Consider the following 21,345-nt stretch of genomic DNA (forward strand, 5'->3'; position numbering starts at 1 on the left):
GTCTCGTGGAAGATGCGCGCGCCGTTCGCGGCTGGACGGCGCGTTCTGTCAGGTGGGCACTATGATAAACGTGGCGAGCCCGGCGCGGCGAGCGAATCTGCGCCGGCGGCGAAGCGCGCACGCCGGCAAAACCCGCCACATCTGCTAGTGTGAGTTGATCGACATTCTGTTTCGCGGAGACGCCATGCGGTCCACAAGCTCGAGAGCGAGCGAATCTGCCCGCCTGACCGACGCGCAGATCGCCGCCGAAGCAGCGCGCCGTCTCGCGTGGGATTCGGCCGTGCCGCCGCGCGCCGTGCGCGTGAAGGTCGCGCGGGGGCGCATCACGCTGTCGGGCGAGCTTCAGCGCGAAGCACAGCGCGCCGCGATGCTCGAAGACGTGACGCGTCTGTTCGGCGTCACTTCAGTCGCGGACCGGACCGTCGTCCGCAAGGGCTGACCTCAGTCAGGCGGCTCAGCTCCCGCCCACTTGCAGCAGTGCCCGGCAATGCCGCGCGATCTGCCTTTCCTCCTCGGTGTGCAATACCCTCACCTTGCCCGCCGGGTCGTTTTCGACGAGCCCAAGAAACGCAAGCCCATCGCATACGCGCCGCCGAACCTCGGCGCTGTGCTCGCCGATCCCGCCGGTAAACACGAGCAGATCGATGCCGCCAAGCAGTGCCGCGTACCCGCCGATCGTCTTGCGCACCGCGGTCGCAAAAGCATCGAGCGCGAGCGACGCCCGCGCGTCGCCGGCCGCCGCGCGTTTTTCGAGCACTTGCATGTCGCTTTCGCCGTCCGCGTAACCGGCCAGCCCGCTGCGGCGATTGAGCAGCGCTTCCAGCGCATCGGCGTCGAGCCGTTCCGCGCGCAGCAGATACAGCAGCACGCCCGGATCGAGGTCACCGCAGCGCGTGCCCATCGGGATGCCGCCGGTCGGCGTCAGGCCCATCGACGTATCGACCGAGCGGCCGTCGAGCAGCGCGCACAGGCTCGCCCCATTGCCGAGATGCGCGAACACCGCTCGCGACGGCAACGCCGCGCCGAGCTGCATGACCAGCGATTCATACGACAGCCCATGAAAGCCATAGCGGATCACACCAGCGTCCGCATAACGGCCCGGTAACGCGAGCTGCGCCGCACGCGGCGGCAGCGTCGCGTGAAACGCGGTGTCGAAGCACGCATAGTGCGGCGCGTCGGCGAAGATCTGCGTGGCTTCATCGATGAGCGCGAGTGCCGGCGGGATATGCAGCGGCGCGAAGTGCAGCGCGTCGCGCAACTGACGGCGCACGTCGTCGGTGATGAGCTGGTGCGTGCGCAGATGCGGACCGCCATGCACGACGCGATGCCCCACCGCCGAGGGCCGCGCATGATGCTGTTGCACGAGCACCTGCGAGAGCGCCTGCAACGCCTCGGTCTGCGATTGGAGCAAGTGCTCCTGCTGCAACAGCACGCGGCCATCGGCCGCTCTGATCCTCAGGCGGCCGTCGTCACGGCCGATGCCCTCGGCCGCGCCTTCGAGCAACAGTGTTTCGTCGTTGGCCGAGTGGGCGAACAGCCCGAACTTCAGCGATGACGACCCGCTGTTTAGCACGAGGATCGTCCGTTCCTGATCGTGGTCGTGCATGGCGCCTCCTCGCTCAGCCTTTCCACGTCCAGTTGCGGATTTCCTCCTTGTCGATCCCTTCCTCGTGCGCATACGCGAGATGCTCGATGATCTGCCCGCGCAGCCACTCCTTCGTATGATCGCCGACGCCGCGCAGCGACGGCACGCGATCGATCGCATCGATCGCCAGCGTGAAGCGGTCGACGCCGTTGATGATCGCGAGTTCGAGCGGGGTATTGATGTTGCCCTTCTCGTCATAGCCATGCACGTGCATGTTTCCGTGATTCTGACGGTTGTACGTGAGCTTGTGCACGAGCGCCGCATACGAGTGGAAGTTGAAGATCACCGGCTTGCTGGTCGTAAACAGCGAATCGAAATCGCGGTCGGACAGTCCATGCGGATGCGCATGCTCGGGCATCAGGCGGAACAGATCGACCACGTTGACGAAGCGGATCTTCAGCGTCGGGCAGCGCTCCTTCAGGATCTGCACGGCGGCGAGGGCTTCCATCGTCGCGATGTCGCCCGCGCACGCGATCACGACGTCCGGCTCGACGCCCTGATCGGTCGACGCCCAGTCCCAGATGCCGATGCCCTTGGTGCAATGCGTGACGGCCGCGTCCATGTCGAGATAGTCCAGGTGCGGCTGCTTGTCGGACACGATCACGTTCACGTAGTCGCGCGAGCGCAGGCAGTGATCGGCGACGCTCAGCAGACAGTTCGCGTCGGGCGGCAGATAGATGCGCACGACGTCCGGGCTCTTGTTCGTGACCACGTCGAGAAAACCGGGGTCCTGGTGCGTGAAACCGTTGTGATCCTGGCGCCACACGATCGACGTGATCAGCAGATTGAGCGACGGCACCGGCTGCCGCCAGCCGAGCTCGCGCTTGGCTTTTTCGAGCCACTTCGCGTGCTGGTTGAACATCGAGTCGATCACGTGCACGAACGCTTCGTAGGTCGCGAAGAGTCCGTGACGGCCCGTCAGCGCATAGCCTTCCAACCAGCCTTCGAGCGTGTGCTCGCTGAGCATTTCCATCACGCGGCCATCGGGCGACAGTTCGCCGCCGTCGGCGTCGCCCGGTTCGAGCGCGGCGAGCCAGGTCTTGCCCGACGCTTCATAGACCGCGTGCAGCTTGTTGCTCGAAGTTTCGTCGGGACCGAACAGCCGGAAGTTCGACATGTTGTTGCGCATCACGTCGCGCAGGAACGTGCCGAGCACCGCGGTCGGCGACGTATACGCCGCCGCCGGTTTCTTCACGGCCACCGCGTAGTCGCGGAACGGCGGCATGTCGAGCATCTTGCACAACAGTCCGCCGTTCGCGTGCGGATTCGCGCTGATGCGGCGCGCGCCCTCGGGCGCGAGCGCGCGCAGTTCTTCGACGAGCCGGCCGTTCGCGTCGAACAGCGTTTCGGGGCCGTAGCTGCGCAGCCAATCCTCGACGATCTGCAGACTCTTGCGATTGCTCACCGCATCGGCCACCGGCACCTGATGCGAGCGCCACGAGCCTTCCACCTTGTGACCGTCGACTTCCTTCGGCCCGGTCCAGCCCTTCGGCGAGCGCAGCACGATCATCGGCCAGCGCGGGCGCGTGGTGTCGTTGTTCTGCCGCGCATGCTGCTGGATCGCGCGAATTTCGTCGATGCATTGTTCGAGCGTCGCGGCCATCTGCTGATGCATCGTGTCGGGATCGTCGCCTTCGACGAAATACGGCTTGTGCCCGTAGCCGACCATCAATGCTTCGAGTTCCTCACGCGGAATGCGCGCGAGCAGCGTCGGGTTGGCGATCTTGTAGCCGTTCAGATGCAGCACCGGCAGCACAGCGCCGTCGCGGATCGGGTTCAGGAACTTGTTCGAATGCCACGACGTGGCGAGCGGGCCGGTTTCCGCTTCGCCGTCGCCGATCATCACGGTGACGATCAGCTCAGGGTTGTCGAACGCGGCGCCGTAGCCGTGCGACAGGCTGTAGCCGAGTTCGCCCCCTTCGTGAATCGAGCCCGGCGTTTCGGGCGTGCAATGCGAACCGATGCCGCCCGGGAACGAGAATTGCCGGAAAAAGCGCCGCATACCGGCTTCGTCCTCGCTGCGGTCCGGATAAATTTCCGAGTAGTGGCCTTCCAGGTAGCAGTGCGCGAGGCTCGCGGGGGCGCCGTGACCGGGGCCGGACAGAAAGATCACGTCGAGATCGTGTTTGCGGATCAGCCGGTTCAGATGCACGAGCACGAAGCTCTGGCCGGCGTCGGAGCCCCAGTGGCCGAGCAGCCGGTTCTTGATGTGCTCGGCCTTCAGTGGTTCGCGCAGCAACGGGTTGTCGCGCAGATAGATCATGCCCACCGACAGGTAATTGCATGCGCGCCAGTAGCGGTCGAGGTTGCGCAGCGTATCGGGATCCAGAACTTGCGGTGGGGTGGGATGCGAGGTTGCTTCGGCCATGGCGTCACTCCTCGAAAAGAACTGTCAGGCTGGTTGGCGGATGATGCCGCGCACTCGAAACGAAGCCGGGCGGTGCGAGTCGAATGTACTAAGCTGCTCAAACGGGGGCGAATGCTTTCTACCACTCGCAGTATGTCGCGCTGAATGTGGCATTCGTGCTGCAACTCCTTGCGCTGTCTGCTTTCTTTTCGTGATTTCCTGTCTCAGGTCAATGGCCGCCATGTCGACATCTCCCAGTGCGCTCAAAGTGCTCGTGGTCCTGGTCCTTACGCTCGTGTTCACATGCCTCGCGGTCGCCATACCGATCGGCATATTCGGGCTGCTGGTCAAGCTGTTCGACCACGTCTAGCACAGCGGCGCGGCTGCCAGCGTGCGAACGCGAGCGCCACGGAATGTGTATGCTCGCTGAAAGACCGGGCGCGGCATTGGCAACACGCCGCTCATTCATCGCAAGGAGAGTGCCTTGACCGACCACACCGACAACCCGCCCGCATCGCAACCCGATCCCGAATTGCAGGCGCTCGCGCGCGAAGTCTTCGACCTCGCGCGGCGCGGCGATGCGACGATGCTCGCGGCCGTCATCGAGAAAGGCGTGCCGCCGAATTTGCGCAACGAGCGCGGCGACAGCCTGCTGATGCTCGCGAGCTACCACGGCCACGTCGACGCGGTGCGCACGCTGCTCGACCGGGGCGCCGATGCGAACCTGCGCAACGACGCGGGCCAGACGCCGATCGCGGGCGCCGCGTTCAAGGGCTTCGACAAGGTGATCGAAACCTTGCTCGCGCATGGCGCCGACGTCGAAGGCGCATCGCCCGATGGCCGTACCGCGCTGATGATCGCGGCGATGTTCAACCGCACCGCGATCGTCGATCTGCTGCTCGCGCACGGCGCGGATCCGCATGCGCGCGACGCGAACGGCGTCAGCGCGGCCGATGCCGCCGCACGGATGGGCGCGGCCGATACCGAGGCGCGCCTGAAAGCGCTGGGCGCGTGAGCCCGCGATGTCACCCATGAAACGGCGCCCGCACCACGCGCGCGGCGCCGCCTAGTTGCCCTTCGCGCTACGCAACAGCGTTTGCACGTCGATCTCCGCCAACTCGCCGATCCGCCCGACCGTCACGTCCGCGGGCGGATTGCTCGCGATCTCCTTCGCATCGAACGCATAGTGTCCCTGGCGCGGAAACACGGTGGTCAGCTCCGCGCCCCATGCCTTCTTCATCGCGCTCAGGATTCGCAGCTTGTCGTCGACCATCACGTAATGGCGCGCCGGATAGCATTCCATCACCTGGTCGAGCATCAACTCCTTGTGGATGTAGATCAGCACGCGCCCGTCGACTTCGTCCCACAAGCCCGAGCGCGAAATCTTGCGCGGCTGGAACACGACGTCGCCATCCGACAGGATCACCGTCGGCCCGTGCTTGCCGAGATGCCGCAGCGCGTCGAGCGCACCCGGATAGAGCCGGTTCGCAAACGGATACTCGATCAGGAACGACGACATCAACAGCAGGCGCGTGTCGCGTGGATGCTCGGTCCGGTAGCGCTGCAGCGCGCCGAGGTAGTCGGCGTAACCGAGTTCGGTGCGCAGGTTCTCGAAGATTTCCCAATAGCGCGCACTGTTCTCTTCGCCGAACTGGCCCATCATGTGCGCGCGCAGATCCTGCAGCACGTGATCGTTGTCGAGCAGCGTGTTGTCGCAATCGAACAGAAACACGACGTCGTGCGGCGTGGCGGAGGTGACTGGCATCAGGGTTCCTTGTGGCAAGTTCGGCGGGACGGTTTGGCGGATCGGCGTAATAGCGCACGCGTGGATGGCCTCGGCTACTTCAGCCCGCCGTCTGGCGCAACGGGTTTTTCCGCGTGGCCGCCGAAATCGTGCCGCATCGCCGACAGCACGCGATTCGCGAAATCGGCTTCTCCGCGTGAACTGAAGCGCGCGAACAGCGCCGCGCTGAGCACCGGTGTCGGCACACCTTCGTCGATGGCCGCCGTGACGGTCCAGCGCCCCTCGCCCGAATCCGATACGCGGCCCGCGTAGCCTTTCAGTTCGGTGTCGCCGGCGAGCGAGCCGGCGATCAGGTCGAGCAGCCACGAGCCGATCACACTGCCGCGCCGCCAGACCTCGGCGATATCCGCGAGATTCAGATCGTACTGATACAGCTCGGGACGGCGCAGCGGCGACGTCTCCGCATCGGCCTCGCGCGCGTGCCGGCCGGCGTCGGCGTGGCGCAGCACGTTCAGACCCTCGGCGTAGGCGGCCATCAGCCCATACTCGATGCCGTTATGAACCATCTTGACGAAATGCCCCGCGCCTTGCGGGCCGCAATGCAGAAAACCCTGCTCAGCGGTGCTCGCGCCCGCCGCGCGGCCCGGTGTCGCGCTCTGCGTGCCCACGCCGGGCGCCAACGTCGAGAAGATCGGTTCGAGCCGTTTGACGACCTCAGCCTCGCCGCCGATCATCAGGCAGTAGCCGCGCTCGCGCCCCGCGACGCCGCCGCTCGTGCCGACGTCCACGTAATGAAGCTGGCGCGCGCCGAGTTGCTGGCCGCGGCGGATGTCGTCATGGTAGTAGGAGTTGCCGCCGTCGATCACGACATCGCCCGGCTCGAGCAGCGGCACGAGCTTGTCGAGCGTCGCGTCGACCACGGCGGCGGGCACCATCAGCCACACGGCGCGCGGCTTGTCGAGCTTCGCGACGAGGTCTTCGAGCGAGCTCGCGCCGGCCACGCCTTCCTGCTTCAGCCTGTCGATCGCCGCCGGCTGCACGTCGTAGACGATGCACTGCTGAGCTCCCCTGGTCAGGCGCCGCACCATGTCGGCGCCCATTCGTCCCAATCCAATCATGCCTAGCTGCATGGCTCGCTCCGAAAGATGCTGCGTTGCGCTGCCCGATTTTCCGGTCGTCGTGTTGCGGCGGCGTGGCTGCCCTTAAGCATAGACGCTGTGTCGCGAGCTACGCCGCATGTATCGAAGCAAGCCGCACTTTTTTGCAGAGGCGCAGCGCGGCTCAAAGTTCCACGCAACTGGAGGCGCGCCGCATCCGCACGAAAGCGAACGCGGCGAGCTCACGTGTCATTCGCTACGCTCGGGCACGCGCGTGCCGCGGCGGGCGGCCAGCTTCGCGTATTGCTCGGCCGCGACGCGCTTGACCGCGCGCCACATCAGCGGATAGCGATAGCCGGGCACCGCGAACAGCACCAGCGCGCACAGCGCCAGCAGTCCGCAGAACAGGAACGTGCCGCGATAGCTGAACGCCTGCACGAGCAGCCCCGACAGCACGCCCGACAGGATCGAGCCGACCCGCGCCGCATTGAAGAACAGCGCGGTCGCGCGCCCGGGCGAATGCGGCATCAGATCCTGCACGTAGGTCATGCCGAGGCACGAGGTCACGGCGACCACGAATGCGTTCAGCATCTGCATCGGGATCAGCACGCTGACGTTGCCCGCCAGCGACATCGCGACGAAGTACACCGCATGCACGGCCGCGCACGCGGCAAGCCAGTTCGGCTTGTGCAGCGACGACGACTTCGCGCCGAGCGCGAGCATCATCGGGATCTCGGTCAGCGCGCCGAGACCGAGCATCACCGACACGTCGAGATGCGTGCCGTTGAGCCCATGCACGATGTACAGCGGCAGTACGATCATCGTCGCGTTCGCGGCGAGGCCGAGCAAGGTCAGCGCGGTCACCGAGCGCAGGATGTCGTTCGCCGACGCGACCGGCAGCGTTTCGTGCGCGTCCTCGCCGGGCTGCCTCAGCGGAGGCACCGTGATCGACGCGGACGGCTCCGACGCGGTGTCCTCGACCGTGTGATCGCCGAGATGGCTCTGCGGCTCCTCCATGCGCCAGACGATGAAGCCGCAGGTCGCGAAGCTGGCGGCCGCGAACAGGAAGAGTCCGGTGAAGCTCGTCGCGGCGAGCACCAGCGCGCCGACCGCCGGCCCGAACACCCATGCGGCCGAGAGGATCGTACGCAGCGTCGCGCTCGCGAACACGCGCTCGGCAGGGTCGGGCACCGGCAGCGCCGCGCGGCTGAACGAGAACACCATCGAAATCGCCGATCCGCCCGCGCCGATGAACACGATGCCGACCACGAGCAGCAGCCGGTAATCGCGCACCACGCACAGACACAGGTAGCCGAGCGCGGCTGCGATGAGCGCCGCCAGCAATAACGGTCGATGCCGCCCGCTCCGGTCGCTCCAGCGCCCCGCCACCGTGCTCGCGAGCACGCCGCTCGCGGCGATCAGCGTCATGAATACGCCGAGCCGGAACGGCGTCATGCCGGCGCGTTCGATGCCGAACAGAGACAGATACGGTGCGGTGAAGGACATCGCCACACCGAGCATCAGGGTGGCGGCGGCGAGCGGCTTGAAGCCAGGAATGCGAAGCAGGTCGAAAAAACGCGCAGTTTTCAACACGGGGCGGTGGGTCAGGTGGAGCGGGCCTCGACACGCAGCGAAGCGCTCGAAGGCACGTTAGGCGTCGCAGGCAGGGGGCCGGAACGACCGGGGCATTATCGACCCGGAGCGCGGCTCGCGTAAACCCGCTAAGAGCTGTCCCAAATCCGTGAGAAACGTGCGGATGCATCCGGCGACTCGCGCCGCGCCGGGCCGATGCGTGCCGATGCGTGCCGTTAGCGGCAAGCTGCTGGCACGCTCAACGCTACTTGCCCTCAGTTGCGCGCATTTGCTGCGCCTGCGCCTTGTAGTCGTAGGTCGGATAGAACTCGGTGTGATAGCCGCCCCACGCGGTCGATTCGATCGCGCGGTTCACTTCGCGCAACCGGCTCGCGGGCACGCGCAGCGTCACGACCTGCCCGATGCCCATCATCACGTACCACGACACGACTTCGATGCCTGGCGGCGGGAAGGTCTTGAAGAAGCCCTGCTCGCGCAGTTGATCGTTGATTTTCGGCAGCGGCTTCGATTCGTCGTGGCGCAGGAAGATCGTCAGCAGGAAGGTGTCGTCGGCGGGGGCGGAGGCTGCCGTGGCTGGGGTGGCCGCAATCGTGGCGGGGGGCGCCGCGTCGGCGCCGTGCGCGAGCGGCGCGATGGCCAACATGACCAACATGACCAACGATGCAGCCAGCGCGGCCGCCCGCGCGCAGCGCGTCGAAAGCCGATCAGCCGAAAGACCTGCGATTGCCGATGCAATGAGCATGAAACGCCTCCATGACGGATTGAACTCAACTTCGATCACATTCCTGCGCGCAGCAATCCCCGCTCCAGCGCGAACGCATCACACCACGACGTAGCCGCGCTGTTCGAGCGTCCAGCGGTGCCACCGGTTGCCATACGCGCCGCATGCGAACGCGAACACGATCGACAGCACGAAGCCGATCAGATCGGCCGTCTCGCCCCACAGACCGATGCCGAGCAGGATCACGTTGATGCCTAGCATCACGAACGCGGCGAACCACATTCTCTTCGACAGCGCCCAGATGAAGCCGAGCAGGCACGCGCCCCAGCTGAAGCCGGTCGCGACCGCGATAGCGTCTTGGTGTTGCGGATGTTGCAGATAGATTCGTGTGTTCATGTTTTGCGAGGTTCCGTGCGATGACGCGGCGCGTCGATCGGTCGAGCACGCGCGCACCGCTTTTTAACATGCCGCGGCGACACCGCGCGCATCGGCAGCATACGGCCGCCGCGCTGACGATCCGCGGCATAGCTGCTACCCTTGGCAGATCACGATCAGCAGCGGAGCATGCATGACCTCGCCGACAGCTTATTCCCCGAAAGGACCGACCCGCGCCGAGCTGGACTCGCTGCCCGGCGTCACCGTCGTCGAGTTCGGCACCGACTGGTGCGGCTATTGCCAAGGCGCGCAGGCATCGATTCGCCAGGCGCTCGCGCCGCACGCGGGCCTGCGGCATCTGAAGATCGAGGACGGCCCCGGCCACACGCTCGGCCGCTCGTTCAAGGTCAAACTGTGGCCGACGCTCGTGCTGATGCGCGACGGCGCCGAGGTCGCGCGCGTGGTGCGGCCACGCAGCGCCGAGGATATCGACGACGCGTTCGCGTCGCTCTGAGATTCGAGCTCCGTCATGCGCCAGGTCATCCATCATCTGAGTGTCCAGGCCCGCGGCCGCGGCCTCGTCGAATTTACCGACGACGCGCGCCGCTTCGTCGACGAGACGGACATCCGTACCGGTCTGCTGACGCTGTTTTGCCGGCACACGTCGGCGTCGCTGCTGATTCAGGAGAATGCCGATCCGTCCGTGCGGCGAGATCTGCAGCGCTACTTCGAGACCCTCGCGCCCGAGGACGACACGCGCTACGAGCACGACACCGAAGGCCCCGACGACATGCCCGCGCATCTGCGCACGGCGCTCACCCAGGTGCAGTTGTCCGTGCCCGTCGAGCATGGAAGGATGGTGCTCGGCACATGGCAGGGGCTGTATCTGTTCGAACATCGGCGTCACCCGCAGCCGCGCGATATCGTGTTGCATCTGCTCGGCGAATGAAGCCCGCTTTCGCACCCACTCGTCACGCAAAGGAAACTGTCACCGGCACTTCTCCGCACACCGCATCGAACGGAGCCTACCCAAGGGAGCACACCTCATGGACACCCGTAGCGAGCTGCAAGCCACCGTCAAGGCGATGGTTCAACCGGGCAAGGGTCTTCTCGCCGCCGACGAAAGCGGCCCGACCATCGCCAAACGCTTCAAGACGATCGGCCTCGAATCGACCGAGGAAAACCGTCGCGCGTATCGCAACCTGCTCCTGACGACGCCCGGCCTCGGCGAGTTCGTGAGCGGCGTGATCCTCTACGAAGAAACGCTCGGCCAGAAAGCCGACGATGGCACGCCGTTCCCGCAGGTGGCCGCGGCAAACGGCATCGTGCCCGGCATCAAGGTCGACCTCGGCAAGGTGCCGCTCGCGCTCGCTCCCGGCGACGAGATCACCGAAGGCCTCGACGGTCTCGCCAAACGCTTCGCCGATTACAAGCGGCAAGGCGCGCGCTTCGCGAAGTGGCGCGCGGTCTACAACATCACGGCGAGCCTGCCGAGCCGGCTCGCGATCGAGGCGAACGCCGATTCGCTCGCGCGCTACGCGGCGATCAGCCAGGAAGCCGGCATCGTGCCGATCGTCGAACCCGAGGTGCTGATGGACGGCGAGCACACGATCGAGCGTTGCGCGGAAGTCACCGAGGCCGTGTTGCACGAGGTGTTTCATGCGCTGCATCGGCATCGCGTGGTGCTCGAGCATATCGTGCTGAAGCCGAGCATGGTGTTGGCCGGCTCCGAGCATCAGCAGCAGTCGAGCACGGCGCATATCGCGGCGGCGACCGTGCGCGTGCTGATGCGTACGGTGCCCTCTTCGGTTCCCGGTCTCGTGTTCCTGTCGGGCGGACAGTCGCCCGAGGAGGCTACCGCCAATCTCAGTGCGATGAACCGGCTCGGTGCGCTGCCGTGGAATCTGAGCTTTTCGTACGGGCGCGCGTTGCAGGAGCCGCCGTTGAATGCGTGGCGCGGACAGCCGGCCAACGTGAAGGAAGCGCAGCAGGCGTTGCTCAAGCGCGCGCGTCTGAACGGCGCGGCCGCGCTCGGCAAGTACGACGCGGCGATGGAAAAGGATTGAACCCAGGGATGGAACCCGGGCGCGGGCGCAGGCAACCCGGGAGCTGTGGAAAAAGGCTTCTGGATCCCGTCCGCGCATAACATCCATCCTGCACATATCACAGCGCTTGCGACTTCGCCCATGCACGGCGCACCTGCATCAGGTCGCCGTGTCCCATCCCTGGATGCGCTGGCCGACAGGTGCGCGGATAAGTACGCACGAAACGCCGACAGTACCAATTGACCCCTCAGCGATTGTTACGGGCTTTGCAGGTAATTCAACGCCGAGATTTGCCTTTTCCTGGCGACGTTCGTCACGATAAAGACCAGGGATCAACCTTGCCGCCCTCGATGATAAAGTGCTTCGCATCGGAGGTTGGGTCAAAAAAGCGCCAGTCTTCTTCGTCAGGTGCACTGTTCGGGCTGATGACAAGCCGCAAGCCACTGGACAGTAAAATGTCTGCACCGCCTTCTTCGCTTCCCGATACGCCTTTCACAATGGCAGGGCCCTGTTTGACCAGCAAATCGTCAATACGCTGAGCCGAACGGTGTGCCTTTTCATCGGGACCGAAAAGATCATCTTGCGTTGCAATCGCACTGCCAGCCTGTTCTATTTTCCAGTTGCATTGGATATGTAACGACCACTCCCCAACGTGCCTGATCGCACCTTTGAAATTGGCTACCGGTCTTAGGGAGCCAAACTGCATCGTCAGTGTGCCTGCTGCATGATGTACCGCACTTATCGGCAGTCCTTCAACAGCTGACAGGCGGCGCTCAATCTCGTCTCGTGTGTTAATCATTCGGTAATTCCACTGTTTGTTGGCCGCGTTACCACAAGTTGAACATATCTTTGGCGCGTTCCATTATTTCGTGATAGCCGAGCCGTTGACCGCCAATTTCCCGATGAAGCTGCTGCGCCTGATTTTTGTTGAGGCCCAAGGCAGTTGCTACGTCACGAGTCTGCCTGTTTTGCGCCTGATTATTACCCGGCATTCCCTCGGCGCCCGCCAGTACCTCAATGTCGCCACTTGCCGCGTCCGGTGTGTACTCGAACGGCTTTACATTGGCGAGATTCTGCGGCACGCGCGCGCTGTTGCTACGAAGAAGCTTTGCCATGTCCGCGTCGGCTGGCTGTTGCGCGCGCGCGGGCGCTTGCCTGGAACCCTTTTCTCGCTGCTCCTGTATCGCCCGCACGCACTTGCGCATATCCTCCCGCTCCGGCACAAAGAGCAGGCCACCGTTCTGCACTTCGTTGTAAAGGGCCTTTGCAACCTCATGGTCGTCCATCCGGCGCATATCGAATCGGTTGTCACTTCGGCCAAGCACATCGCGCAGCTCGTACGACTGGAGGGACAGCAGCATCGAGGGGGCGTGTTGCAGCCACGCTACGCGCGCTTCCTCCATGCCTTGCGCCAGGTCGTCGTTTCCCGCGCGGGGTGCGCCGGCGGGCAGGGCAAAATGAAACCAGCGGTCCGCGTCAAACATGCGGGGCGACTCAATGTGAAGGTAGATCGATTTGCGAACGCTCTGCCAGAAGAAATGTCCGTGCCGTCTTTCACGGACGTCGAGGCGAGGAGCGCGAAAAGGTGAAGTCATCGTGCCTCACAGTCAATTAACGAGGCCCGATTGTGCAACATGGCACCATCTCATAAAACCCTACCCCCCCGTTGCCGACGGTGCCGGGCTCTGGCGGGGACTGCGGGCACAGAAAAACGGCCGGAGCCGACGCGCGACTCCAGCGGCCCTTCTGCCTTGACACGCTGCGCTTACTGCCCCTTCGTATCGCTGCTCGCGTCGGCGCCCGGCGTATTCGTCGAGTCGGTCATGGGCTTCTTCGACTTCGAATGCTTCTTCATGTGATGGTGAGTCGAAGGCGTGGTCTCCCCGGTCGCGCCCGCATCGCCACCCTCGCGTGTCGAGGTCGCGGCGTTGGTGTTCAGGTGCCGCAAGCCACCAGCGCATGCAGTTCGTCGATATTGAACGGCTTCGCGAGTATCGCAATGCCGAGCCGACGCGCGCGGTCGAGCTCGTCGGCGTAACCGGTCATCAGCGCGATCTTCTGCGACGGCCACGCGCTGCGGATCTTCTCCGCCAGGTCGATACCGTTCAGCTTGCCCGGCATCTGGATGTCCGACAGCACGAGTTCGAACCGCTCGCCGGCGTTCAGCACGTCGAACGCCTGGTCGGCGGTCGGCTCGTGATGCACCTCGCAGCCGAAGGTTTCGAGCACCGCGGTCACGCCGGCCGCGACGTCCTCGTTGTCCTCGACGAGCAGCACGGCCCCGGCCGCGGTCGGCAGCGGCTGGCGCGCATCGGCGCCGGCCAGCGCGGCGCGCTCACGATAGCGCGGCAGAAACATCCGCACCGTCGTGCCGCTGCCCAGCACGCTGTCGATCTTCGCGGTTCCGCCGGCCTGCTCGGACATCGACAGCACCTGGGCGAGCCCGAGGCCGGTGCCCGAGCCGCGCAGCTTGGTCGTGAACAACGGCTCGAACGCGCGTCGCGCGACCGATTCGGGCATCCCTTCGCCGTCGTCGGAACAGGCGATCAGCACGTACTCGCCGTCCGGCAACAGCGTATCGCTGCTGACCAGCCGATTGTTCTGGCAGCGGATCACGAAGCGTCCGCCGCGCGGCATCGCATCGCGCGCGTTCATCGCGATGTTCACGATCGCGAACTCGAGATCGGTCGGATCGACGAGCACCTGCCACAGGTTCTCCGGCATGCGCAACGCCAGTTCGACTGTGTCGCCGAGCGCCGCGTCGATCAGCGGCACGGCGGCCGGCAGCCAGCGCGCAAGCTCGACGGGCTCCTGCTTCAGCGGCTGCTTGCGCGCGACGCTCAAGAGACGCCGCGTCAGCGCTTCGGCCGTGGCCGTGGCACGCTCGACCGCATGCACTTCCTTCTCGAGATCGTTGTAATGCTTGAGGCGCGCGAGCTCGATGTTCGCCGACACCACCATCAGCAGGTTGTTGAAATCGTGCGCGACATTCGCGACCAGATTGCCCAGCGCGCCCATGCGCTGCAGTTGCCGGCTCGACGCCTCGGCCGACAGACGCATCGCGACCTCGCCCTGCCACCGCTCCCACGCGCGCCGCTCCGCCTCGAGCTGACGCAGCGAATACAGCACGAGCCACCAGATCGCGATGCAGGGCATCGCCGTCAGCGCCGCGATCAACAGAAAGTGCGTGCGCCACGCCGCCACGATCGACGACGTCGCGTACGCGCTCATCACATACAACGGATAGTCGCCGACACGGCGAAACGCGAGCAGCCGCTCGACACCGTCGACGGTCGAATTCAGACGCACGTGCCCGAACAGCTCTTTGTCGCGCAACGCGGCCATGAACGCGCTGTGCATCGACGGCCGCGCGCCGGCCGGCCACGGCGGATAGCGCACCAGCAGATTGCCGTCCTGCCGGTACAGCGCGAGCGCGAGCGACGGATCGCCGTTGGTCAGCTCGCGATAGAAGCGCGAAAAATATTCGTTGCGCAGCGCCACCGTGACCGCGCCGAGAAACTGACCGTCCGTACCCGTGCGGGCGATTGCGGTCGTGAACACGTCGATCTTCGACAGCGCGCCGAACATCGGCAGCGAGAAATACGGCTGCGGACGCATCGCCTTCGCGGCGAGAAAGTCGTCGCGCAAGCCGATCGTCATCGCCGGCGCCGGATACGCGAGGCTCGACGCAAGTAACTGGCCGTTCACACCGAGCAGCGAGATCGACGCCACCTGCGGAAAGTCGCCGCCGATGCTCTGCAGACGCTCGTGCAATTCGCGCTCGCGCGCGCGGATCTGCGCGTCGTCGGAATTGCCGAGCAGCTCGATCACGCGCGAGGCCATCTGCCGGTTCAAATCCAGCACCTTGATGGCCTGCTCCTGCGCCACGCGCGCGATGCGGTCGATCATATCGTTCGCATCGGAGATGCGGCGCTGGTAGTCGAAGTAGCCATAGCCCACGAGGCAGGCCAATGGAAACACGATCGACACGGCCAGCAAGATCAGCAGCATGCGCCGCGTCGCGGCGAAGTTGCGTGACGGCATCGGCACATCGACTGCGACACGTTCTGCACGCTGCACGGTCACCTGCTCCATGAAAGTTGCATACGGTCAAGGAAGGCATTGCCTGTGAATTCGCACGCCGCTGTTCGCGCGCTAATTCCCCTGTCTCGAAATTTACCGCAACTCGGCCTATCTTCCCAAGCAGCTTCACGGCATCACTCCGCCGACGCGTCCGGGCACGACGATTGCTGCCTTATCGCTGCTTGATGGCAAGCGTACTTCCGTCACCGCTCGCGACGCGTTTGCGTGCGCTGCGCGAGCTCTTTCTTGCGCGAGGCCTCACCATGTCCACGACTGCCCGCCGCGTCGCGCGGCTCCCGGAATTGCCAGCGGACCGCGCGGTGCGCGTGATCGTGGACGGCACGCCGATTCTGCTGGTGCGCGATGGCGACACCGTACGGGCGTACTCGCCTGATTGCCCGCATGCCGGGGGCCCGCTCGAAGAGGGCGCGCTGTGCCACGGCCGCATCATCTGCCCATGGCACAAGGGTACGTTCGACGTCGCGACCGGCAACGTGCTCGAGCCGCCCGCGCTGCTGCCGCTCGATCGCTACCCGGTCACGCTCGATGGCGACGACGTGCTCGTGTCGGCGGAAAAAATCGCCGCGGCGGCACCGGCGGCGCACACATCCCCGCCCGATGCCACCGCGCAAGACAAGCACTACGTGGTAATCGGCGCGGGCGCGGCCGGCGCCGCTGCCTGTGCCGCGTTACGCGAGTTCGGCTTCGAGGGCCGCATCACGCTGATCGGCGACGAAGCGCACGCGCCCTATGACCGCACCTCGCTGAGCAAATTCGTCCCCTCGTTTGAAATGACGCCCGCCGACGTGCCGCCGCTGCTGCCGACCGACTGGCTGCACACGCACGGCATCGAGCGCATTGTCGCGAAGGTCGCGCGGCTCGACGTGCCTGCGCACACGATCCATTTCGAAGCCGGCGCGGGTGGTAGCGAGCAGAGCATCGAGCCGCTGAAATACGACACCGCGCTGCTCGCGACCGGCAGCGTGCCGAAAGTGCCCGACATGCCCGGCTGCGAACTCGGCGGCGTGCATGTGCTTCGACACCTCGACGATGCTGCCGCGTTGATCGACGCGCTCGGCGACGATGCATCGCAAACCCGCGTCGCGATTCTCGGCAGCAGCTTCATCGGCCTCGAAGTCGCGTCCGCGTTGCGCAAGCACGGCGTGCCCGTCACCGTGATTTCGCGCGACAAGGTGCCGTTCGCGAAGCAGTTCGGCGAGCGCGCGGGCCAGATGTTTCGCGCGCTGCACGAAAGCAATGGCGTCAAGTTTTATCTCGACGCCGAGGTCGCTTCGCTCGAGGGCGAGGAAGGCAATGTGCATGCGGTGATGCTCGCCGGCGGCGAGGCCATCGCGGCCGATGTCGTGCTGCTGGGCACGGGGGTTGCGCCGGCTACGGGGTTTGTCGAAGGACTGCCATTGCAGAAGGACGGCGGCGTGGTCGTCAATGCCGGCATGAACGCCGCGTGCGGTCTGTATGCGGCCGGCGATATCGCCGTGTTCACGCTGCACGAGAACCAGGAGCCGGTGCGTATCGAGCATTGGCGCGTCTCGCAGCAGCATGCGCGCATCGCCGCGCAGAACATGTGCGGTTTGCGCAATCGCTATGCCGACGTGCCGTTCTTCTGGACCTATCACTACGGCAAGAACTTCGAATACCTCGGCCACGCGAGCGAGTGGGATGAGATCGTCGTCGATGGCGACTTCGATCGTCACCAGTTCATCGCGCTGTACGTGCGCGACGGCCACGTCGACGCGGTGTTCGCCTGCGAGCGCGAAGCGCTGACCGCGCGGCTTTCCGACGCGATGCGCGGCGGGCTGTCGCGGGCCGACGCGCTCGCGATCATCGGCGCGCCGGAAGCGGCGGCGTCGTGACGATGCGCACGTGGACTCGCGCGATCCGATGTCTTGACGTTCAACCTGGAGCAAGGAGCCACCATGACGACAAACAAGGAAAAGCATCCGCACTCGGAAAAGAGCGAGCAGCAGATCGACAAGCAGGTCGAAGACAGCTTCCCGGCTAGCGACCCGCCTTCGACAGGCGGCACCACGAAGATCGAGCCGGAGCAGGACAAGTCGAAGGGCGGGCACGACAAGCCCGCCGGTCAATAGGCGGATAACAAGCCGCGATGCCGGGACGCATCAGCAACGATTGCTCAGGAAAACCACCTATCGGCCATCCTCGAACTGGGGCTGCGCAATCACCGTTCGCGTCGCATCGATGCGACGGCACGCTGCGCGAGGCGGCACTCGTGCCGCGCGGCTCGGGTGTGTCGTTCATGTTGCGGAGCGAAGATCGGGCATGGAAAAACGGTCCCGGAGCCGCACGCGGTTCGCCGGCTCGGAGTCTTATTACTCAATCCCGTTGAGCAATGCCTATTTCATCGAATCACCCGACACCGGCCCGCTCTCGACCGGTGGTGCCTCCTTCTCGATCTCACTGCGGGCCTGCTCCCAGTATTGCTCGGGCGTGCCCTTCGGCTCGGCCGCCTGCTCCCACAGATAGTAGGCGCGCGTGCGGATCTGCTCCTCGACGCTCGGTTCCTGTTCCATTTGTTCACTCCAGCTTGGCCGTTTGCGTGCGCGCGCCTGCCGTGGCGAAGATGGGAGACGCGTGCGTATCGTCAACGACAGAAGGAGCAAACCTTGTACCTGTGCTGCGGCCCGCTTTTGCAACGGGGCTGGCGTCGCTCGCCAGCCTGCACTAGCCTGGCGCGGAGTCGCCTTCGTCGGAAGTCAACTGCTCTTCGAGGCGGTCGAACACGCGCTGCGTCGCGCGGCTCGGCGCTTCGAGCGCGAACAGCAGCAGCGAGCGGCCGGTCACCTGGTAGGCATCGCCCGCGCTGAATTGCGGCAGCTCGGCGCGCACCGGCATGTTGGTGTCGACGAGGCAGGTCCAAAAATCGCCCTCGGGAATGTCGGGCAGCGTGAAGTTGACGACGTCGTGATACGCGTTCAGCACCAGCAGCAAGGTCGCGTCGGACGCGAGACGGCGAATGCCGCTCGCCTGCGCACGGCCGTCGATCACGAGGCCGAAGCAGCGCATCGCCGGATCGGCCCACTGCTCGCCCGTGATGTCGGTGCCGTCCGGCGATAGCCAGCGCGTGTCGGTCACGTCGAGCGTCTCGTTGTATTCGCCAGTCAGAAAACGGCCGCGCCTCAGCACCGGCAAACGGTGGCGCAACGTGGTCAGATTGCGCACGAACTCGGTCAGCGCGCGGCCGTCGTCGTCGATCGCATCCCAATCGACCCAGCTGATCTCGTTGTCCTGGCAATACGCGTTGTTGTTGCCCTGCTGCGTGCGGCCGAATTCGTCGCCGGCGAGGATCATCGGCGTGCCCTGCGACAGCAGCAGCGTCGCGAGCAGATTGCGCTTCTGGCGCTCGCGTTGCTGGCGGATGTCGGCGTCGTCGGTCGGTCCTTCGACGCCCATGTTCCACGACTTGTTGTCCGAATGGCCGTCGCGGTTGTCCTCGCCGTTTGCCTCGTTGTGCTTGTCGTTGTACGAGACCAGATCGTTCAGCGTGAAGCCGTCGTGCGCGGCGATGAAGTTCACGCTCGCCCACGGCCGCCGGCCGCGATGATTGAACTTGTCGCCCGACGCGGTGACGCGCGTCGCGAGATCGGCGGCGGTGCCCTCGTCGCCCTTCCAGTACGCCCGCGCGGTGTCGCGGAAGCGATCGTTCCATTCGGCCCAGCCCGGCGGAAAACCGCCCACCTGATAGCCGCCGGGGCCGCAATCCCAAGGCTCGGCGATCAACCGGATGCTGGAGAGCACCGGGTCCTGGCGGCAGCTGTCGAGAAAGCCGCCGCCCTCGTCGAAACCGTGATCTTCGCGGCCGAGGATCGTCGCGAGATCGAAGCGGAAGCCGTCCACTTTCATTTCGGTGACCCAGTAGCGCAGGCTGTCGGTCACCATCTGCAGCACACGCGGATGCGAGAGGTTCAGCGTATTGCCGGTGCCGGTGTCGTTGATGTAGTAGCGCGGCTCGTCGGGCATCAGCCGGTAGTACGACGCGTTGTCGATGCCCTTGAACGAGACCGTCGGGCCGCGTTCGTTGCCTTCGGCCGTGTGGTTGTACACGACGTCGAGTATCACTTCGAGATCGGCCTGGTGAAAGCGGTCGACCATCTCCTTGAATTCGCCGACCGACTCGGTCGATGACGCGAAAAAGCGCGGATCGGCCGCGAAGAAGCCGATCGTGTTGTAACCCCAGTAGTTCGTGAGACCCTTGTCGAGCAGATGGCTGTCGTTGACGAAAGTCTGGATCGGCATCAGCTCGACCGAGGTCACGCCAAGGCTGCGGATATGGTCGAGCACCGGCTGCTGCGCCAGACCCGCGAACGTGCCGCGCAATCGCTCAGGCACCCGCGGGTGACGTTTCGTGTAGCCGCGCACGTGCGTCTCGTAGAGAATCACGCGCTCCCACGGCAGCGCGTTGCGCTCGGGATGGCTCCACGAAAAATTCGCGTCAACCACCTTGCACTTCGGCACGAAAGGCGCGCTGTCGCGTTCATCGAATGACAGGTCGAGCTCTTCCGAGCCGAGCGTATAGCCGAAGATTTCCGGCGCCCATATAAGCTCGCCGATGTGCGCCTTCGCATATGGATCGAGCAGCAGCTTGTTCGGATTGAAGCGATGCCCGTTTTCGGGCTCGTAGGGACCATGCACGCGATATCCATAGACGGCACCCGGTTTCAGATTCGGTACGAACACATGCCATACCTCGTCGGTGTATTCGGGCAGCTCGATCCGTTCGAGTTCGTGTTGGCCAGTTTCATCGAACAGACACAGTTCGACTTTGGTTGCGTGCGCGGAGAACAACGCGAAGTTGACGCCACTGCCGTTCCATGTCGCGCCGAGCGGAAAAGGCGTGCCTTCGGCAATGCGCGTCGAGTAGCTGGCTGGGGATGACATAGGTGTTCTCAGTGGCTGCAAGGAGGTTGGTATCTCAGGGTCATGCATGTGTTTTTTTCAACTGCCTTTCCACGTGTTCTTTGCTGCTCATTGTTCCAGTGTAGGCATTCGAGGCCCGCGCGCCGGACATGGCACCGCGCGCAAGCAGCGCGCCGGTGCGTGTAGCAACTTATGGGCCTGATCCGCCTCGCTTTCCCTCAGCTCAAAGTCGCGGCATGAGATTTGCAGCATACCGGCAAGGCGCACGCATTGCGCGCCGTCGATACGCCACGACACCAAACCGGGAGGAACACAGATGATGCGCAACACGCAGATCACACCGCTGGCCGCTTCCGCATCGCTTCTCGCCGCCATTACGCTGATTTCCGCGTTGGGCACGTGCGGCAGCGCGTTCGCGCAAGGCGCGCCGCAGGCGATCACCGAAAAACGCACGGACGTCGTGCAGCTCGCGAGCGGCTATCGCGCGTCGAAGCTGTCGGGCGCGGACGTGTACAACCGCAACAAGGACAACATCGGCACGCTCGATGATCTGATCGTGTCGCCGGGCGCCGAGCGCACCACGTATGCGATCCTGTCGGTCGGCGGCTTTCTCGGCATGGGCAAGCATCTGGTCGCCGTGCCGTTCAACGATCTGCAGATCGACAACCGGCGCGTCGTGCTGCCCGAGGCGACGAAGAAATCGCTCGAGGCGTTGCCGGAGTTCAAGTACGCGAATTGAGCGCGGCGTTGCCGCGTCGAATCGATCGACGCGGCAACGGGCCATCCATGCACAGGCGTT

The 21,345-nt window shown here is 64.9% G+C and carries 22 protein-coding genes; 9 read left to right on the forward strand and 13 right to left on the reverse strand.

Translation table 11 applies throughout. From position 1 onward, the window contains the following. Positions 1 to 184: 184 nt before the first annotated feature. On the forward strand, positions 185 to 439 hold the full coding sequence (locus OKW29_RS06415; RefSeq protein ID WP_429290387.1) for a BON domain-containing protein: 255 nt from the start codon (positions 185 to 187) through the stop codon (positions 437 to 439). A 15-nt stretch (positions 440 to 454) separates the two neighbouring features. Here OKW29_RS06415 and OKW29_RS06420 read toward each other — a convergent pair whose 3' ends face one another. Both OKW29_RS06420 and OKW29_RS06425 read right to left on the reverse strand, forming a co-directional pair. Then, positions 455 to 1,606: an acetate/propionate family kinase gene (locus OKW29_RS06420; RefSeq protein ID WP_429290388.1), complete on the reverse strand. Its 1,152-nt coding sequence runs from the start codon at positions 1,604 to 1,606 to the stop codon at positions 455 to 457. Positions 1,607 to 1,619: 13 nt separating this feature from the next. After that, positions 1,620 to 4,013: a phosphoketolase family protein gene (locus OKW29_RS06425; RefSeq protein ID WP_429290389.1), complete on the reverse strand. Its 2,394-nt coding sequence runs from the start codon at positions 4,011 to 4,013 to the stop codon at positions 1,620 to 1,622. Positions 4,014 to 4,233: 220 nt separating this feature from the next. On the opposite strand from OKW29_RS06425, the gene OKW29_RS06430 reads away from it, so the two are divergent. Next, positions 4,234 to 4,362 carry a hypothetical protein gene (locus OKW29_RS06430; protein ID WP_260335472.1) on the forward strand — a complete coding sequence of 43 codons (129 nt, stop codon included), beginning with the start codon at positions 4,234 to 4,236 and terminating at the stop codon, positions 4,360 to 4,362. A 114-nt stretch (positions 4,363 to 4,476) separates the two neighbouring features. Continuing rightward, positions 4,477 to 5,007, forward strand: a complete 531-nt coding sequence (locus tag OKW29_RS06435) for an ankyrin repeat domain-containing protein (protein ID WP_429290390.1) — start codon at positions 4,477 to 4,479, stop codon at positions 5,005 to 5,007. A 51-nt stretch (positions 5,008 to 5,058) separates the two neighbouring features. Here OKW29_RS06435 and OKW29_RS06440 read toward each other — a convergent pair whose 3' ends face one another. The 5 genes from OKW29_RS06440 to OKW29_RS06460 all read right to left on the reverse strand — a co-directional run bounded on the left by OKW29_RS06440 (position 5,059) and on the right by OKW29_RS06460 (position 9,543). Then, a complete protein-coding gene (locus tag OKW29_RS06440; RefSeq protein ID WP_184062245.1) occupies positions 5,059 to 5,757 on the reverse strand; it encodes an HAD family hydrolase in 699 nt (232 codons plus the stop codon). 74 nt (positions 5,758 to 5,831) lie between these two features. Continuing rightward, positions 5,832 to 6,866: a phosphogluconate dehydrogenase (NAD(+)-dependent, decarboxylating) gene (gene gnd, locus OKW29_RS06445; RefSeq protein ID WP_429290391.1), complete on the reverse strand. Its 1,035-nt coding sequence runs from the start codon at positions 6,864 to 6,866 to the stop codon at positions 5,832 to 5,834. 216 nt (positions 6,867 to 7,082) lie between these two features. Continuing rightward, positions 7,083 to 8,426, reverse strand: coding sequence for a sugar efflux transporter (locus tag OKW29_RS06450; protein WP_429290392.1), 1,344 nt, complete (start codon positions 8,424 to 8,426; stop codon positions 7,083 to 7,085). 244 nt (positions 8,427 to 8,670) lie between these two features. Beyond that, positions 8,671 to 9,168, reverse strand: coding sequence for a hypothetical protein (locus OKW29_RS06455; protein ID WP_429290393.1), 498 nt, complete (start codon positions 9,166 to 9,168; stop codon positions 8,671 to 8,673). Positions 9,169 to 9,246: 78 nt separating this feature from the next. Beyond that, the gene (locus tag OKW29_RS06460; protein WP_184062253.1) at positions 9,247 to 9,543 is read right to left on the reverse strand and encodes a DUF2628 domain-containing protein; all 297 of its coding nucleotides are present in this window, start codon (positions 9,541 to 9,543) and stop codon (positions 9,247 to 9,249) included. A gap of 172 nt (positions 9,544 to 9,715) precedes the next feature. On the opposite strand from OKW29_RS06460, the gene OKW29_RS06465 reads away from it, so the two are divergent. From OKW29_RS06465 to OKW29_RS06475, 3 genes are all read left to right on the forward strand, one after another. Beyond that, positions 9,716 to 10,036: a thioredoxin family protein gene (locus tag OKW29_RS06465; protein ID WP_429290394.1), complete on the forward strand. Its 321-nt coding sequence runs from the start codon at positions 9,716 to 9,718 to the stop codon at positions 10,034 to 10,036. A 15-nt stretch (positions 10,037 to 10,051) separates the two neighbouring features. Next, positions 10,052 to 10,471, forward strand: coding sequence for a secondary thiamine-phosphate synthase enzyme YjbQ (locus OKW29_RS06470; protein WP_429290395.1), 420 nt, complete (start codon positions 10,052 to 10,054; stop codon positions 10,469 to 10,471). 97 nt (positions 10,472 to 10,568) lie between these two features. Next, on the forward strand, positions 10,569 to 11,588 hold the full coding sequence (locus tag OKW29_RS06475; RefSeq protein ID WP_184035168.1) for a class I fructose-bisphosphate aldolase: 1,020 nt from the start codon (positions 10,569 to 10,571) through the stop codon (positions 11,586 to 11,588). Positions 11,589 to 11,880: 292 nt separating this feature from the next. Here OKW29_RS06475 and OKW29_RS06480 read toward each other — a convergent pair whose 3' ends face one another. From OKW29_RS06480 to OKW29_RS06495, 4 genes are all read right to left on the reverse strand, one after another. Continuing rightward, positions 11,881 to 12,366, reverse strand: a complete 486-nt coding sequence (locus OKW29_RS06480) for a hypothetical protein (RefSeq protein ID WP_429290396.1) — start codon at positions 12,364 to 12,366, stop codon at positions 11,881 to 11,883. Positions 12,367 to 12,394: 28 nt separating this feature from the next. Continuing rightward, positions 12,395 to 13,051, reverse strand: a complete 657-nt coding sequence (locus OKW29_RS06485; protein WP_429290397.1) for a hypothetical protein — start codon at positions 13,049 to 13,051, stop codon at positions 12,395 to 12,397. A 281-nt stretch (positions 13,052 to 13,332) separates the two neighbouring features. Further along, positions 13,333 to 13,515, reverse strand: coding sequence for a hypothetical protein (locus tag OKW29_RS06490; protein ID WP_429290768.1), 183 nt, complete (start codon positions 13,513 to 13,515; stop codon positions 13,333 to 13,335). Then, positions 13,503 to 15,662, reverse strand: a complete 2,160-nt coding sequence (locus tag OKW29_RS06495) for a response regulator (protein ID WP_429290398.1) — start codon at positions 15,660 to 15,662, stop codon at positions 13,503 to 13,505. Before OKW29_RS06495 ends, OKW29_RS06490 begins: the two co-directional genes overlap by 13 nt. 251 nt (positions 15,663 to 15,913) lie before the next feature. Between OKW29_RS06495 and OKW29_RS06500 the strand changes: the two genes are divergently transcribed. After that, on the forward strand, positions 15,914 to 17,524 hold the full coding sequence (locus tag OKW29_RS06500) for an FAD-dependent oxidoreductase (protein ID WP_429290399.1): 1,611 nt from the start codon (positions 15,914 to 15,916) through the stop codon (positions 17,522 to 17,524). A 63-nt stretch (positions 17,525 to 17,587) separates the two neighbouring features. Beyond that, positions 17,588 to 17,761 (forward strand): hypothetical protein, encoded by a 174-nt coding sequence (locus tag OKW29_RS06505; RefSeq protein WP_184035179.1) that lies wholly within the window; start codon positions 17,588 to 17,590, stop codon positions 17,759 to 17,761. A 264-nt stretch (positions 17,762 to 18,025) separates the two neighbouring features. Here OKW29_RS06505 and OKW29_RS06510 read toward each other — a convergent pair whose 3' ends face one another. Both OKW29_RS06510 and glgX read right to left on the reverse strand, forming a co-directional pair. Beyond that, positions 18,026 to 18,202, reverse strand: a complete 177-nt coding sequence (locus OKW29_RS06510; protein ID WP_184035182.1) for a DUF2934 domain-containing protein — start codon at positions 18,200 to 18,202, stop codon at positions 18,026 to 18,028. A gap of 151 nt (positions 18,203 to 18,353) precedes the next feature. Further along, the gene (glgX, locus tag OKW29_RS06515; protein WP_187628050.1) at positions 18,354 to 20,567 is read right to left on the reverse strand and encodes a glycogen debranching protein GlgX; all 2,214 of its coding nucleotides are present in this window, start codon (positions 20,565 to 20,567) and stop codon (positions 18,354 to 18,356) included. Positions 20,568 to 20,862: 295 nt separating this feature from the next. On the opposite strand from glgX, the gene OKW29_RS06520 reads away from it, so the two are divergent. Further along, positions 20,863 to 21,285, forward strand: coding sequence for a PRC-barrel domain-containing protein (locus OKW29_RS06520; RefSeq protein WP_429290400.1), 423 nt, complete (start codon positions 20,863 to 20,865; stop codon positions 21,283 to 21,285). Positions 21,286 to 21,345: the final 60 nt, after the last annotated feature.

The sequence above is a fragment of the Paraburkholderia sp. CI3 genome, assembly GCF_050436505.1.
GTDB classification, from domain to species: Bacteria; Pseudomonadota; Gammaproteobacteria; order Burkholderiales; family Burkholderiaceae; genus Paraburkholderia; species Paraburkholderia tuberum.